Annotated in this window: 9 protein-coding genes and 4 pseudogenes; 5 read left to right on the top strand and 8 right to left on the bottom strand. The window is 70.1% G+C overall.

The genetic code is table 11. The features are described 5' to 3' along the window. Together BLR33_RS25710 and BLR33_RS25705 are read right to left on the bottom strand one after the other, a co-directional pair. The coding region (locus tag BLR33_RS25710) for an SDR family NAD(P)-dependent oxidoreductase (RefSeq protein WP_176930470.1) at window positions 1-380 on the bottom strand (380 nt) is incomplete at its 3' end. A 38-nt stretch (window positions 381-418) separates the two neighbouring features. Beyond that, the gene (locus BLR33_RS25705; RefSeq protein WP_093786969.1) at window positions 419-781 is read right to left on the bottom strand and encodes a nuclear transport factor 2 family protein; all 363 of its coding nucleotides are present in this window, start codon (window positions 779-781) and stop codon (window positions 419-421) included. A 78-nt stretch (window positions 782-859) separates the two neighbouring features. On the opposite strand from BLR33_RS25705, the gene BLR33_RS25700 reads away from it, so the two are divergent. The 3 genes and pseudogenes from BLR33_RS25700 to BLR33_RS25690 all read left to right on the top strand — a co-directional run. After that, the gene (locus BLR33_RS25700) at window positions 860-1,654 is read left to right on the top strand and encodes a MerR family transcriptional regulator (RefSeq protein WP_093786968.1); all 795 of its coding nucleotides are present in this window, start codon (window positions 860-862) and stop codon (window positions 1,652-1,654) included. Between the two features lie 113 nt (window positions 1,655-1,767). Then, complete coding sequence (locus tag BLR33_RS25695; RefSeq protein ID WP_407639724.1) at window positions 1,768-2,247, top strand: IS5 family transposase; 480 nt, start codon at window positions 1,768-1,770, stop codon at window positions 2,245-2,247. A gap of 112 nt (window positions 2,248-2,359) precedes the next feature. Next, window positions 2,360-2,627: pseudogene (locus BLR33_RS25690) on the top strand (transposase family protein); the annotation flags it as partial. 90 nt (window positions 2,628-2,717) lie between these two features. On the opposite strand, the gene BLR33_RS25685 reads toward BLR33_RS25690, so the two are convergent. The 4 genes and pseudogenes from BLR33_RS25685 to BLR33_RS25670 all read right to left on the bottom strand — a co-directional run bounded on the left by BLR33_RS25685 (window position 2,718) and on the right by BLR33_RS25670 (window position 6,956). Next, window positions 2,718-3,170 (bottom strand): nitroreductase/quinone reductase family protein, encoded by a 453-nt coding sequence (locus BLR33_RS25685; protein ID WP_093786967.1) that lies wholly within the window; start codon window positions 3,168-3,170, stop codon window positions 2,718-2,720. Between the two features lie 98 nt (window positions 3,171-3,268). Continuing rightward, window positions 3,269-3,406, bottom strand: a pseudogene (locus BLR33_RS25680) (transposase); the annotation flags it as partial. Between the two features lie 234 nt (window positions 3,407-3,640). Further along, window positions 3,641-5,878, bottom strand: a complete 2,238-nt coding sequence (locus tag BLR33_RS25675) for a SpoIIE family protein phosphatase (RefSeq protein WP_093786991.1) — start codon at window positions 5,876-5,878, stop codon at window positions 3,641-3,643. 244 nt (window positions 5,879-6,122) lie between these two features. After that, window positions 6,123-6,956: an alpha/beta hydrolase gene (locus BLR33_RS25670; protein ID WP_218136700.1), complete on the bottom strand. Its 834-nt coding sequence runs from the start codon at window positions 6,954-6,956 to the stop codon at window positions 6,123-6,125. 872 nt (window positions 6,957-7,828) lie between these two features. On the opposite strand from BLR33_RS25670, the pseudogene BLR33_RS25660 reads away from it, so the two are divergent. Together BLR33_RS25660 and BLR33_RS36315 are read left to right on the top strand one after the other, a co-directional pair. Next, window positions 7,829-8,083, top strand: a pseudogene (locus tag BLR33_RS25660) (serine hydrolase); the annotation flags it as partial. A 14-nt stretch (window positions 8,084-8,097) separates the two neighbouring features. Next, window positions 8,098-8,666 (top strand): annotated as a pseudogene (locus BLR33_RS36315) (ABC transporter permease); the annotation flags it as partial. Between the two features lie 31 nt (window positions 8,667-8,697). Here BLR33_RS36315 and BLR33_RS25650 read toward each other — a convergent pair. Both BLR33_RS25650 and BLR33_RS25645 read right to left on the bottom strand, forming a co-directional pair. Continuing rightward, window positions 8,698-10,323, bottom strand: a complete 1,626-nt coding sequence (locus BLR33_RS25650; protein WP_093786965.1) for a SagB family peptide dehydrogenase — start codon at window positions 10,321-10,323, stop codon at window positions 8,698-8,700. A 109-nt stretch (window positions 10,324-10,432) separates the two neighbouring features. Next, window positions 10,433-12,865: a TOMM precursor leader peptide-binding protein gene (locus BLR33_RS25645; protein WP_093786964.1), complete on the bottom strand. Its 2,433-nt coding sequence runs from the start codon at window positions 12,863-12,865 to the stop codon at window positions 10,433-10,435. Window positions 12,866-12,876 lie beyond the last annotated feature (11 nt).

The raw sequence follows: 12,876 nt of genomic DNA, 5'->3' as shown, positions 1-12,876 counted from the left end.
ACCATTGCCGGCAGCAGCGCTCGATCCAGTCGGACAGCTCCCAAGAAGTTCAGGTTGAGTTCCGCCAGCCAGTGCGCCTCAGTCGCTGCCGCGAACCCGCCAGGTGGGGTTGACGACCCTCCGACAACGTGCACCAGGATGTCCAGCGCACCTCCCTCAGAGATCTTGGACACCACAACCTCTGCACCACCCACCGTGGAAGTGTCCGCCTCGATGAATCGGTCGGGGCGCTCGTAGCCGCCGGGCATGGTGCGTGCCGTGGTCCACACGTCGGCACCCATCTCTCGCAGTCTCTCCACGACGGCCTTGCCCGAGCCCTTCGAACCGCCCGTGACCAGCGCCCTGCGACCGTCGAGACGATCGCGATCTGTACCGGACATTTTTCTCTCCACTGAAGATCGAGGTGGTGCGGATTCGGTCAGGCCGGATGGTTGGCGATGACGAGTTCGGCGATGCCGTCGTCCTGCAGCGCGAAACGGTAGTCAAGCTCGGCGACGCCACCAGGGAAGGTGCCCTCGAGCCGCACGGTTACCACCCAATGGGCGTCATCGACGCGGTGAGCGCCGATCTGCTCGGTCGTGTATTCGAACTCGGACCCGGCGTCCCGCAGGAACGCGTAGGTCTCCTCTCGGCCGCGGAAGGTCTCGTCCTGGTCGACGATCACCGCATCCTCGGCGAGGAACGACGAGGCGGTGTCGGCGTCGCGGACGATGTGGGCGGCGAAGAACTCGCGCACGGTGGTCGGGAGCAGATCGGACGGGAGATCGGTGTGCTGTGTCATGAGCCCACCGTGTGACCTCGCGGCGAGGGAGGGTCAAGCCGTGGACTCTCCCCCAAGGGGAGCGTTTAGATTGACGGAATGCTGACCATCGGGGAGTTCTCGCGACTGACCCACTTGAGTGTGCGGACCCTGCGTCGGTATCACGAGGCGGCCTTGCTGGAACCTGCCGTGGTGGACGAGACCACCGGTTACCGCTACTACGGCGTCGACCAAATCCCGACCGCGCAGGTCATCCACCGGCTCCGCGAGCTCGACGTCCCCCTGAGCGATGTGCAGCGGATCCTGCGGACCCCCGACCCCGGTGTCCGAGCAGCCCTGGTCACGGACCACCTGCGACGCCTCGAGGACGCGCTCGACCGTACCCGCGCTGCGGTCGTGTCGCTGCGCCGCCTACTCCGGCCCGACCCCGCGCCGATCGACGTCGAGCTGCGTGCGGAGCCCGCCCGGACGGTCGCAGCGGTGGAGGCCGTAGTCGGGCATCGGGACATGGCGACGTGGTTCGCAGGCGCGATGGCCGAACTGGAGGCGGCCGTCGGCGCCGCCGTGACCGGACCGCCGGGCGGCATATACGACAACGCCCTTTTCGAGCAGGAGCGCGGTCACGCGCTCGTCTACCTGCCGACCGCTGCGCCACCTCGCACCGGACGCGTGCACCCCACGGTTCTGCCGGCCGCAGAACTCGCCGTCACCACCCACGTCGGCGAACATGACGGCATCGAGGTCACGTACGGCGAGCTCGGGACCTGGGTGGTGGAGAACGCGATGTCGGTGGCCGGGCCGGTACGGGAGGTCTACGTCGTCGGCCCCCGTGACACAAGCGATCCCGCTGCGTGGCGCACCGAGATCGGCTGGCCGGTCTTCCGTGTCACCTGAAGCGGTCAGTGCGGTGCGGAGTCCTGGAACGACGGGGTGCACGCCTTAGAAGTCATCTCATTTGGCGATTCCGTAGTCTGCGGCCGTGGGGATCGTGGAGCGCCTGGTGCCAGATGAGCCGTGGGAGTAAAAAGGGGGATCTGACAGGTCCGAATCCTGTGGATCGGGGCAAGTACGGCTCGAAGATCCACTTGATCACCGAGCGGAGCGGCCTGCCCATATCCGTGGGGATCTCGGGGGCCAACCCCCACGACAGCCAGGCCCTCATCCCACTGGTCTGCGGCATTCCGCCGATCCGCTCCCATCGCGGTCCGCGCCGCCGGCGTCCCGCCGAACTGCACGCAGACAAGGGCTACGACTACCACCACCTGCGCAGATGGCTCGCCTTACGCGGGATCACGCACCGCATCGCCCGCAAAGGCATCGAGTCCTCCCAGCGACTCGGCCGTCACCGCTGGGCCGTCGAACGCACGGTGGCCCGGCTCGCCGGCTGCCGCCGCCTGCAGCGCCGCTACGAGCGCAAAGCCGACCACTTCCTCGCCTTCACCAGCATCGCCTGCACCCTCATCTGCTACCGCAGACTCACCAAATGAGACGGCTTCCAAGGGCTGTCGCGCAATGGTCCGGGGCAGCGTCAGGTTGGCGCGTTCGGGGCCCTACCCTTCGTTCGGTGACCGGTGCGCTCTGGTCGACTGGTCGGGATTGGCTCTCGATGATGGGCTGACGATCGCCGACGGCGGTTACCAGGACACCGGACTCGTGATTCCGCATCGCCGCCCCGCCGGCGGCGAGCTCTGCGTGCGGAAGCAAGAGCACAACCGTTCACACAAGCAGGTCCGGGCTCGCGTCGAGCACGTCTTCGCCAGGATGAAGACCTGGAAGATCCCGCGCGACTGCCGAGTCCGGGGGCGACGGCGTCCACCACGCCATGCTCGGCATCGCCCGCCTTCACAAGCTTCCCCAGGCCGCGTAGTCAGACCCCCGACTGGCCGGTTGGGCATTCGCCAGCACACCGCAAGATGGATTGCGGGACAGCCCTTGGCCTCACCACATGGAACATCGTCTAATTCGCGTCCCGTTCCGGTTTTCTGCGAACAATGAAAACCGGAATCAGCCGACCGGCTTTTCTTTCGTAATCGGCGAACTCACTTCTAACCCTGGTGGTCTGCGCATACAGATGTGCTCGTTCCGTCGGATCCTCCACCAAAGTGGCGACGGCTGGATACCTTTCGATGCCTCTTTCGATCAGCACGTCCGGGTGTGCTTTGAGATTGTGGTACCAGGATGGCGTTCGGGGCGCTCCTCCGGCACTGGCCACTACGAAGAAGTCGCCCTCTTCGAGAGGGAAGCATGTCAGAGGGACTACATACTGCGCGCCGCTTTTCGCTCCCTTCATCGTGATGAGCACCACTTCGACCTGAGCGAGGATCGCGTTGATCCCGGGCGAAATCTTCCCTCCGTTTTTCCGAAAATCGGCAATGATCTCCGCGTTGCGTTCTTTCCAGGACACCGGCATGGATCCTCTCTTTTTCGAACCGCCCCAATGCCGCGGACGCGGCTGGCCGCCCTCGACCAGTCCGGTCCGGCCGGCCCGCCTTATGCAACTCCTCCAGCAGCCAGGTGCAGCCTGTCCCACACCCCGGCCCGGTTGGGGTCCCGCAATCGGCGCCAGCAGGTCATCCCCGATCCGAAGCCCAACTCCTGCGGCAGCCACTCCCGCCGGATCCCGGTGTGCAGCACGGACAAGATCCCTGCAGACACCCACGCCGTGGTCAGCAGACGCTCCCGTGCGGCGGACGGCCGACGCGTCCCCGCGGGCTCGCCGCGTGTCTCGTTCCCAACCATTGGGGAGGATACAGAACGTTCCTTTCATCTGACGCGCTGCGAGTCCCGTCCGCTTGGACGCCGGCCCGTGTCCGAGCGGCGCGGTGGGACGGTACGCGGGTCGACATGTGGCGAACCCGACCGGTGACCGCGTCCAGGCCCCTACCGGGTGGGTGGCAGTCCGTGCTCGGACTCGCCGGGACGAGCAGGGTCGGCGCCTGCACCCTCACAGCCCGCCACGTCGCACCTCACCAGCAGCAGCGCCATGTCGTCGCTGCTGTCCTGGTCCGCCGTCTTCTGGGCGTGGGCGACGACTTCGTCGGCGAGCAAGTCCAGTCGCCCGTCGTGGGCCTCGGCGAACTGGTCGGCCAGAAGACCGATGGAGTCTCCGATGTCCTTGCCCGGCCGCTCCACGAGGCCGTCGGTGTAGAGGGCCAGCAGGGCTCCGCGCGGCAGGGGTATGTCGGCGGTCTGGAAGCAGGGGTCCTCGTCGACGCCCAGGAGCAGCCCGGGGGGCGGGTCGAGAACCTCCGCGCGGTGCGCGTGATGGCGGAGGATCGGCGGCGGATGGCCGGCGGAGGCCAGCAGGACACGGCGCCCGGGCACGTCGACGTGCGCGTAGAGGCAACTGCACAACAGGTCGCTGTCCAGTTCCAGGAGCAACTGGTTGGTGGCGGCGAGGACCTCCTCGGGTGGTGCCCCCGTCCTGGCGTAGCTGTGCATGGCGGTGCGGATCTGGCCCATCAGTGCGGCGGCTTGGACGCTGTGCCCCTGGACGTCACCGATCACCGCTGCCGCGCTGTGATCCGCGAAGTCGATCAGGTCGTAGAAGTCACCGCCGACGTCCAGGGCGTGCGTCGCGGGCAGGTAGCGGGCGGCGACCTCGACGCCGGGCACGTGGGGCAGGCAGCGGGGCAGCAGCCCCTCCTGGAGGCCCCGTGCCACCTGTGCGTTGACGTCGTGGAGCCGGGCACGTTCCAGCGCTTGCGCGATCACCCCAGCCAGCGAGACGAGTTCCGCCCGTTCGTCCTGGGTGAAGGGCCGCTGCCTGTCATATCCCAGGATCAGGCATCCGAAGGTCCGTCCGGAGACGGTCAACGGCAGGAAGGCGAAGGCCTTCACCGCGTCGAAGCCCTGGTCCCGGGAGTAGCTGCCCAGCAACGCCGCGTTGGTGCGGTGGAAGCGCGGGACGCCGGTCTCCACAGTCCGCACGCCCTCGGTCCGGGTCGCGGTGAGCCGGCCGCTGAAATACTCGGTCATCCCCGGGGGGAAGCCGCGTGAGCCGATCACCCGCAGCCGCCCCTCGTCCACCACCGTGAGGGCCAGCCCCTGAGCACCGAGGCCGGGCCGCATCTGCTCCATGAGCGCCTCGGCCACCTCGCCGACGCCCGCCGCCTCGGTGAGCGCGGCAGCCAGGTGCAGAAGGTGGAAGAGCGTGCCCGCGCGGACAGGCGTCGAAAGCACCTCCTCCTCGGCTCTCACGCCGCGATGGACGGAGCGCGGCATCTCCCCGCGTGAATCCCGCTCGTTCTCGCCGGAGTCCTCCGGCCTGATGCGCAAACTGATGCCGGTGGCGTCAGGGCAAAGGAGAAGAGAGAGCCAGACGCCGTCCGGCCTGCGGGCGGTGACAGCGGTGGGCTGACGGTTGACGAGCGCGGAGGTGAAGGCGTTCTCGTAGGCCGGGTCCCGCAGCCAGGCCGCTGCGTCCCAGGGGTCGGTGCCCGTCAGCTCGGCGCGGTCACCGCCGAGCAGGTGGGCGGCCCGCTCGGTGAGGAAGGTCATCCGGCCACGGCGGTCGAGTTCCGCGAAGCCGTCGGAGAAACGATCCACCAGGGCGGCCACGGGCACCGGCTCCCGGGGCTTCGGGTCCAGGACGAGCGGCTCCTCCCTCGGACGGACCGGTCGGCGGCGGGCAGTCGCGTCCCGCAGCACCTGGGCCATCCGGTCGGCGGCGGCACCGATCCGCCTCAGCTCGGCGGCGGACAGTCCTTCACGCCGGCTGCCAGGCCACATCAGCAGCAAGGCCCCCCAGCAGTCTCCGTCGGTTGCGAGCGGGACGGCGTACATGGCGACGGTATAGGGAAAGGCGAGGGCGACGCGCGGGAAACCTCGGGCCAGCTCCTGGCGGTCGGCAATCCAGACGGGGCTTCGCGACCGGACCGCCTCGGGCACCGGCGCTGGCGCCGCGAGTGCGATCCGGGACCACGACTGGGCCAACCTGTCGGGGGCTCCGATCGACGTGGTCATCTGCAGGACATGTCGCTCCGGGACCTGGAGATAGGTCTGCCCGATGTGCGCGCCGGCGGTCCGTGTGACGTCGTCCAGCAGGAGGTCAAGGCGCCGTTCCGCGTCATCCCCCGTCGCAACGCCGGCCTCATTCCGGTCGTGGTCCACTGCCATCACGCCAAACGTCCCGCATTGAGTACTTTGATCCATGATAATGGCTACCGACGGTGACGGTTGTACGCCCTGGTGATGTCCAGGCCCGGGCTCGTGCGTGCGCGGAACCGTCGCACGGTAGGGCGACGGAATCGGGTCGGGGCCGCCACTCACAGGTATGGGCCCCGCGTAGCGCATGCTCACCGGGTCTCCTGCACACGCAGGAGACCCGGTGAACCGGAGTGCTCGGGCTACCGTTCCCGCCTCAGCTGTGCTGAACGGCGCTGATGATGACGTTGGTCACCGCGTCCGGGTTGGACACCATCGACAGGTGCGGAGCCCGTACGCTCACGACGTGGGATCCAGCCCTGGCGGTCATGTTCCTCTGCTCGGCCGGAGGAATGGCCTTGTCCGCGGTGCCGATCAGGGCCCAGGACGGAATGGTCTTCCAGGCCGGCTGCCCAGAGGGTTCGTTCAGCGTGCTCGCTGCGATCGGCCGCTGCCCGGCGGCCAGCACGTCGGTCTTGTTGCGCGGGACGTCGGCTGCGAGGATCTTGCGGTACAGATTCGACTTGATGTACGCGTCCGCGTCTCCGTTGCTGTTCGGAATCGGTACGAAGTCGAAGACGGTATTGGGGTCGGGAACAGCCAGGAGAGATCCCGGCTCAGCCGTGGTCAACTGGTTCACTGTCTCCCCTGTGTCGGGGATGAAGGCGTCAATGAAGACAAGCGACTTGACGTTGCTGAGGCCCGTCGCTGCGTTCGTGACGACGAACCCACCGTACGAGTGCCCCGCCAGGACGACAGGTCCCTTGATCGTCTGCAGGTACGCCCTCAGGTTCGCGGAGTCCGTGGCGACTCCCCGCAGCGTGTTGGGCGGCGCCTTTACGGTGAAGCCGCGCTTTTGGAGCCGCTCGGTGACAGCGGCCCAGCTTGAGGCATCGGCCCACGCTCCGTGGACCAGGACAATAGTCGGAGTCTGACCGCTCGACGGCCCGCCGGCAGGAAGGCTGTTGCTGGGCGAGGCGGAGCTCAACGTCAGGGTCAGCGCCGCTGCCGTCGTCAGCAGAACAAATCCGAGTCTTCGCATTCTCTTCATGTGCTCCCTCTCTTGAATTCAGGGAAACGAGTGGCGGAAAGCCTGATGGTCGATTGGTCCGCGAGAGTCCATGGAAGACGAAAACATGTGCTTCGCCTTCTCCGCGCCAATGGATTTCAAGAATCCTGATCGACAGGGTCAAGCTATCCTCACCCATGGGAGATCCGCACTTCGGGTTCGGCCACCCGGGGAGGGGAGCCGCCACTGCCCCCGCGGCATCGCTGTCGCTCGAACGGGGGCGGCACAGCAAAGGCTCACGGGGGACGTGGGACCAGCGACCAGGACGGATCGGAGCCCTCCGCATCACCGAACGGCCCGTGCGTAGTCGGGCGTCCAGCAGTTCCGCGCGCGTGGCCGCGGCCAGACCGGCTGGGCGCAGACGGGCGGCGTTCCACGCACAACTCCCGGGCCGCTGCCGTGCTCTGAGCCTGGTCGTGGGGCGGGACGTCCGGGCTGATGGCGGCCGGCGACCGCCCCTGGACGTCCACCATCACCTTGAACACGAAACGGACCGCGAACAGCGCCAGTTCGTAGCCGACCGCGACGAGCGCCGCCAGAGCCCAATGCCGCGCCACCTCGTGGCGGCACCACCGGGTGACGGCAAGCCCCGCGGGAAGGAACGCCACCCCTCCCCACGCCACCCGGCCGCCGGCAGCCGTCCGGCGTCCGCCTCATCCATCGTCGCCCCTGCGGCCCTGGGCCCGGGCCCGCGTCCTCGCGCGCGCAACGCCTATCGACAACCTCGGTTCCGGCGCCTCGGGAACCGGGCGACGGGTGGGCGTCCGCGGCGGTGCCCGAGGTCGCGCCCCGGTCCGAGCCGGCCGACGCGGAAGTCCATGGTCAGGGCGGAACAGGGCTGCCAGGATGCAGGGATCACGATACTCAAAGGTGAGGTCGCTGCCGGGTTCGACGGTGCGCGGGAGGCGTTCGAGGCCAACTTCCGGCGGGGCGGGGACATCGGGGCCGCAGTGTGCGTCTACCGGGACGGACGGCCCGTGGTGGACCTGTGGGGCGGGCTCGCCGACACCGGCACCGGGCGGCCCTGGGAGCCGGACATGCTGCAGCTGGTGCACTCCGCGACGAAGGGCCCCCTTGCGACGGCGGCCCATCTGCTCGTGCAGCCAGGGAGTTGGACCGGGTACTGATCGTCGCCTACGGCTGTACCGCGGTCGGCCGTCAGAGCGAGCCCGTGGCCATCGGAGCAATCGCCGCCCACACCTACAACCCCAGTGCAGCACCCGAATAGCACCGCCTCGGAGGGGCCGGCGCCTCCAACGACGCCGTCAACTTGGCTCTGACCGGCGTGACCTCCGCATCCTTGGCCATCGGCGTCCTTGGCGTGCTGCTCTCTGCGGGCGAGTACAGCACCGGGATGATCCGCTCTACTCTCACAGCGGTCCCGCGCCGACTGCCGGTCCTGTGGAGCAAAGCCGCCGTTATCGGGCCCGTCGCACTGATCCTCACGACAGCGGGCGCCCTTGCCGCGTTCGAACTCGGTGTGCCGGGCCTGCGCGGCCAGAAGATCGCCATGTCCCTCGGCGACGACGGTGTGCTGCGCAGCCTGTCCGGTGCGGGGATCTACCTCGCCCTGGTCGCCGTGATGGGCGTAGCCCTGGGCATGCTCATCCGCTCCTCCGCCGGAGCCATCGCAGTCCTGGTCGGCATCCTGCTCATCCTGCCGGCCTGGCCTCGCTGCTGCCCGACTCCTGGGAGACCCCCAGCGCGGCGGGCGTCGGCGGGATCAGGCGGTCCCGGAGGCGTCCGGCGCGGCGATGACCGTACGGCGCACCTGGCACCACTCGGGTGCCTGCCCGCCCTGCCAGCGCGGGTCGCCGCTGGTGGCGCGGTCGCGCTCGGCGTCCAGGAGCGCGCCGGTGGGCAGGCTGCCGAGCGCGAAGTCGCCGACTGCGCCCTCCTCGAACGGGTCCACCCCGATCGCCCGCGCCACCAGGGCGCTGTCGCCGCCGCCGAGCCCGCACGGGGCCAGGCCCATCGCCGTCGCCACCAGGTAGAAAGTCTGGTACAGCGCGCCGACGTTCCGCAGCGTGGTGGCGTAGGCGATCCGCTCGTACTTCCAGGCGAGTCGGGAGAAGCGCGAGGTGACGGTGAGGACCGCGTCGGGGGTCTCGCCACCCTTGGAGAGGGTGGCGGCGGCGAGCATCGCGTCCACAGTGGCCGCCTCGGCGCAGACCTCCACAAGGACGTGGCGCCACGCGTCGTAGTGGTAGACGGCGCGCTCCAGCCCCTCGACGCGGTGAGCGGTGACGTAGACCTCCAGGTCTTGGGAGCCGCCACCACTGGGCGACGGCCGGTCCGCGGCCTCGTAGGGCATCTGCCGCTCCGGATAGGGGCCGAAGCGGGCCCGGGTCCTGGCGGTGCGGAAGAGGAACTCGCCGAGGCGGCGGACGGTGGGGCCCGCCGGGCCGTAGGAGCGGATCGACTGGCGCGCTTCGAGGATCTCGCTGAAGCGCGGCTCGTCGGGGGCCAGGCGCAGCTCGGCGGGGCGGTACAGCGCGACGGTGCGGCCGGTGTGCGGGGGACGGACGGCGGGCTGCGGCTCGACCTCGCCGAGGAGGCGGAAGGTGGCGCCATACGGGGTGTTCTGCCAGCCGAGGCGGGAGCGGGTGTGCATCAGCAGGTCGACCGGCGACCACTGGCCGAGCACTCCGGTGTCCTCGGCGAACCTCGCGCCGCCGGACTCCTCCTCGTCGGCGGCGACGACCAGGCCGTACGCGGCGAGCCAGCGGACGAGGTCGCGGGCGGCGGGCTCCGGCAGGAGTGACTGGTCCGCCACGTGCCGTGCGAGTGGGGCGGCGGTGGCCAGCGCGCCGAGCAGCGCGGTAACACGCGGGTCGGTGAGGACGACCGCGCTGGTGGTGAAGGCCGAGTCGACGACCGTCCGCCCGCCGACCGCGTGCAGGAAGGCGGCGCGCGAAAGCCGTATGGGGGTGCTGTCGGCGAGGTCGGCCGGGGCGGCGGGGGCGGCCCCGGTCATGGGCGCGGCCTGGATGAGTTCGGTGCCGCCGAGGTCGAAGTGGCGCCGTAGCAGGCCGGACAGCGCGCCGGCGAGCCGGTTGAAGCGGGCCAGCCGGTGCGCACAGAGCACCGGGTCGGGATCGTCGAGCAGCGACTCCTCGGCGGCCGTTCGGTCGAGGCCGGACGCGAATCGGGTCATTGCCTCGGCGAGCACCGGGTCGGCGGAGCCCAGTGGGGCGGAGGCTGTGTCGGTGCGCAGGAAGAGGCGGCCGTCCGCGGCGGCCAGGGTCACGCCGTCGGGCAGGGTGTGGCGCAGCGTGAGCGTGGTGGCGGCCGCAGGGTGCGGGGCCTGGGACTCGGCCGCCGCAGGGTGCGGAGGTGCGCTGGTCATCGACGTCTCCCGGCTCGTTGCAGAAGGGGGGCAGATGGCGCGGAGGTCGCTCCGGTGGACGGAACGGCCGCGGGTAGCGGGGCGCTCGTGTGCGGCGGGGCCGGGGACGTCACAGGAACATCGCCACCGGGTTGAGGTCGGCCTCCGCCGTGGGCGCGTCGAGCCAGCCGAGGGCGACCGGCACGTCGTAGAGGCGGCCGGGCGCGAACCGGGCCCAGAAGTGCCGCAGTCCCGGCACGATGGCCTTCATCACAGGCAGCCCGATGTCGGGCCGGGTGAAGTCCAACGCGTACGTCTCCAGGCCCGCCGTCGTGCACACGTCGATCGCGTGCCGGAGATCACGGGCGATGTCATGGCTCGGCCGATGGCCGAACGAGTCGAGCGACACCGCGGACCGCGCCGCGTCCGGTGCGAGGTAGGGGTGGTCGGCGAGGCGAGCGGTGGCCCACCAGCGCAGTTGGGTGGGGTCGGGGAAGCGGTAGCCGCTGCCGTCCGTGGCCACGTCCACCACCGCGGGCAGGAACTGGTTGAGCTCCGACAGTGCGCGGCGCAGCGCGACGCGCGGGTCGAGGTGCGCGCCGAACGCCATCAGGATGTCTTCGACTGGCTTGTCGGTGCGGCGCGAGGCCGCGACGAAGACGGGGACGCCGAGGTCGTTGGTCACGTCGAGCACCCACAGTTCGCGGCGGACGCTGCGGTACGCGTCACGGCAGCGCGCCACGAAGGGGTCGTCGGAGGTGTCCAGGTCGACCGCGGGGCGCGGCACCCGGTTGTACCACCACATGGCGACCGCGTCGCGTTCGAACAGCTCCATCATGCCCTGGAGCAGCGCGTCGTCCGGGGTCGTGCCGGCCGCGCAGCCGTTGGAGTCGGCCCAGGCGTAGATCTTGTCGTGTGGCTTCGGATAGAAGTAATAGTGCTGCATCGTGGGCATGTAGCGGGTCGGGCCGCCGGTGAGGGAGTGGATCGGGGACCACTCAAGCGGCATGTTCTCATCGAACGGCACGCCGACGTACGCGAAGCTGCTGTCCCCGGCGTTCCAGCGGTCGCGTTCGCGGTACTGCCGCTCGCTGAACTGCGCGAGGCTGTTGGGGTGGATCGCCTGCTCCCCCAGTTCCCGGTAGGTGGCGGTGATCCTGGCCTCGTCGCCGTGGAAGAGGCCGGAGTAGCGCTCCACGGCCTCGCAGACCGCGCCGACCCGGGCCTGGAGCGCGGTGCTGCCCTTGCCGGACGCACGGCTGCGCAGGCCCTCGCGGAGCGCGTCGAGTCCGACGGCGCCGAGCGCGAAGTTGTGGCCGGCGATGCAGGTGTGCACCACGCCGTCGGGCAGCCGGGTGTCGGCGATCCGCGGGGTCTCGATGCCCGCGATCACCCCGGTGATCGGGCTGATGAGCTGCTCCAACTCGGCCATCAACGCTTCGGGTTCCTTGGTGCGGTAGCCGCCTTCGGTGAAGACCACCGGGAGTTCGGCCGCGAGGGTGATCGGACGTCGGCCGAGGCGCGCCTGCAGGTCCGCCTCGCCGCACTCGGGGCACTGGGCGCGGTGGACCGGCGGGTGCTTCACCGTGGAGGCGGCCAGCGGATGCAGCACCTCCACGTGGCCGTGCCCGGCGTCGAGTTGCTCTCCTGAGTCGCCAGTGGCGCCCGCGCCCGCGACGCCCGCCGCCCAGCGCTGGACCCGCAGCGCGATGGACTGCGCGGCCAGTCGGCTGGTGGACGGGACAGCTGCGGGCACCGGCACCAGCCGCTGACCGGTGCGCTCCTCGACGTAGGTCTCGACCATGCGGTTGCGGCGCAGGCGGAAGGCCAGGCAGTGCCAGCAGCCGGTGGTGCCGGGCTCGAAGAGCGGGCCGATCCAGGTGGAAGTGCCCACCGGACGGGCGAGCAGCCAGGGCCGGCCGGTGGCCCGTGCGGTGCGGTCGATCTCGGCGAGGGCGGGGTGCAGGTAGTCGTCGGCGAGGACCACGCGGAGGGTACCGGGGGACGGGGCGGGGGGTGCGGCGGGGCGGCCCGTACTCCCCTCGTCACCGGTCCGGGCGGCCTCCGCGGTCCCGGTGTCCTCGGCCGTCCCGGCGCTCACCGCGGTCGGCGCCGCGGGCAGGCAGGTGATGCCGGCCTCGGTGAGGGCGCGCCGGACCGGCTCGGTGTCCACGTCACCCACGGCCACGACCTCGCAGGTCAGCGCGGTGGCCGCGGCCAGTGCCCGGTCGCCGACGAAACCTCCGCCCTCCCACAGGGCCGCGGCGACGGGGTCGACACAGTCGTCCCACTCGACGACGTAGCCGCGAGCCCGCAGCTTGCCGAGCGTGTGGTAAACGATCTCGGGCGGATGGGTATCGGCGAGCGCGGTGACGATCTCGTCCTGGGTGTGCTTGCCGGCGAGGTACGGCACCAGGCTCTGGGTCACGGCGCCCGGTATGGCGTAGGTCTCGCCCTCCGCGAACAGATAGGCGGCGTCGGCCGGCACCATCCCGACGGTCAGGTGCGGCCGGAACCGCAGGACCTTGCGCGCGGGTACGGCGTCGTCGGTGGCGTCATTCATGGGCACACTCC

The organism is Actinacidiphila guanduensis (assembly GCF_900103985.1).
In the GTDB taxonomy this organism is placed as follows: domain Bacteria; phylum Actinomycetota; class Actinomycetes; order Streptomycetales; family Streptomycetaceae; genus Actinacidiphila; species Actinacidiphila guanduensis.
This window is presented reverse-complemented; position numbering and strand designations above follow the sequence as displayed.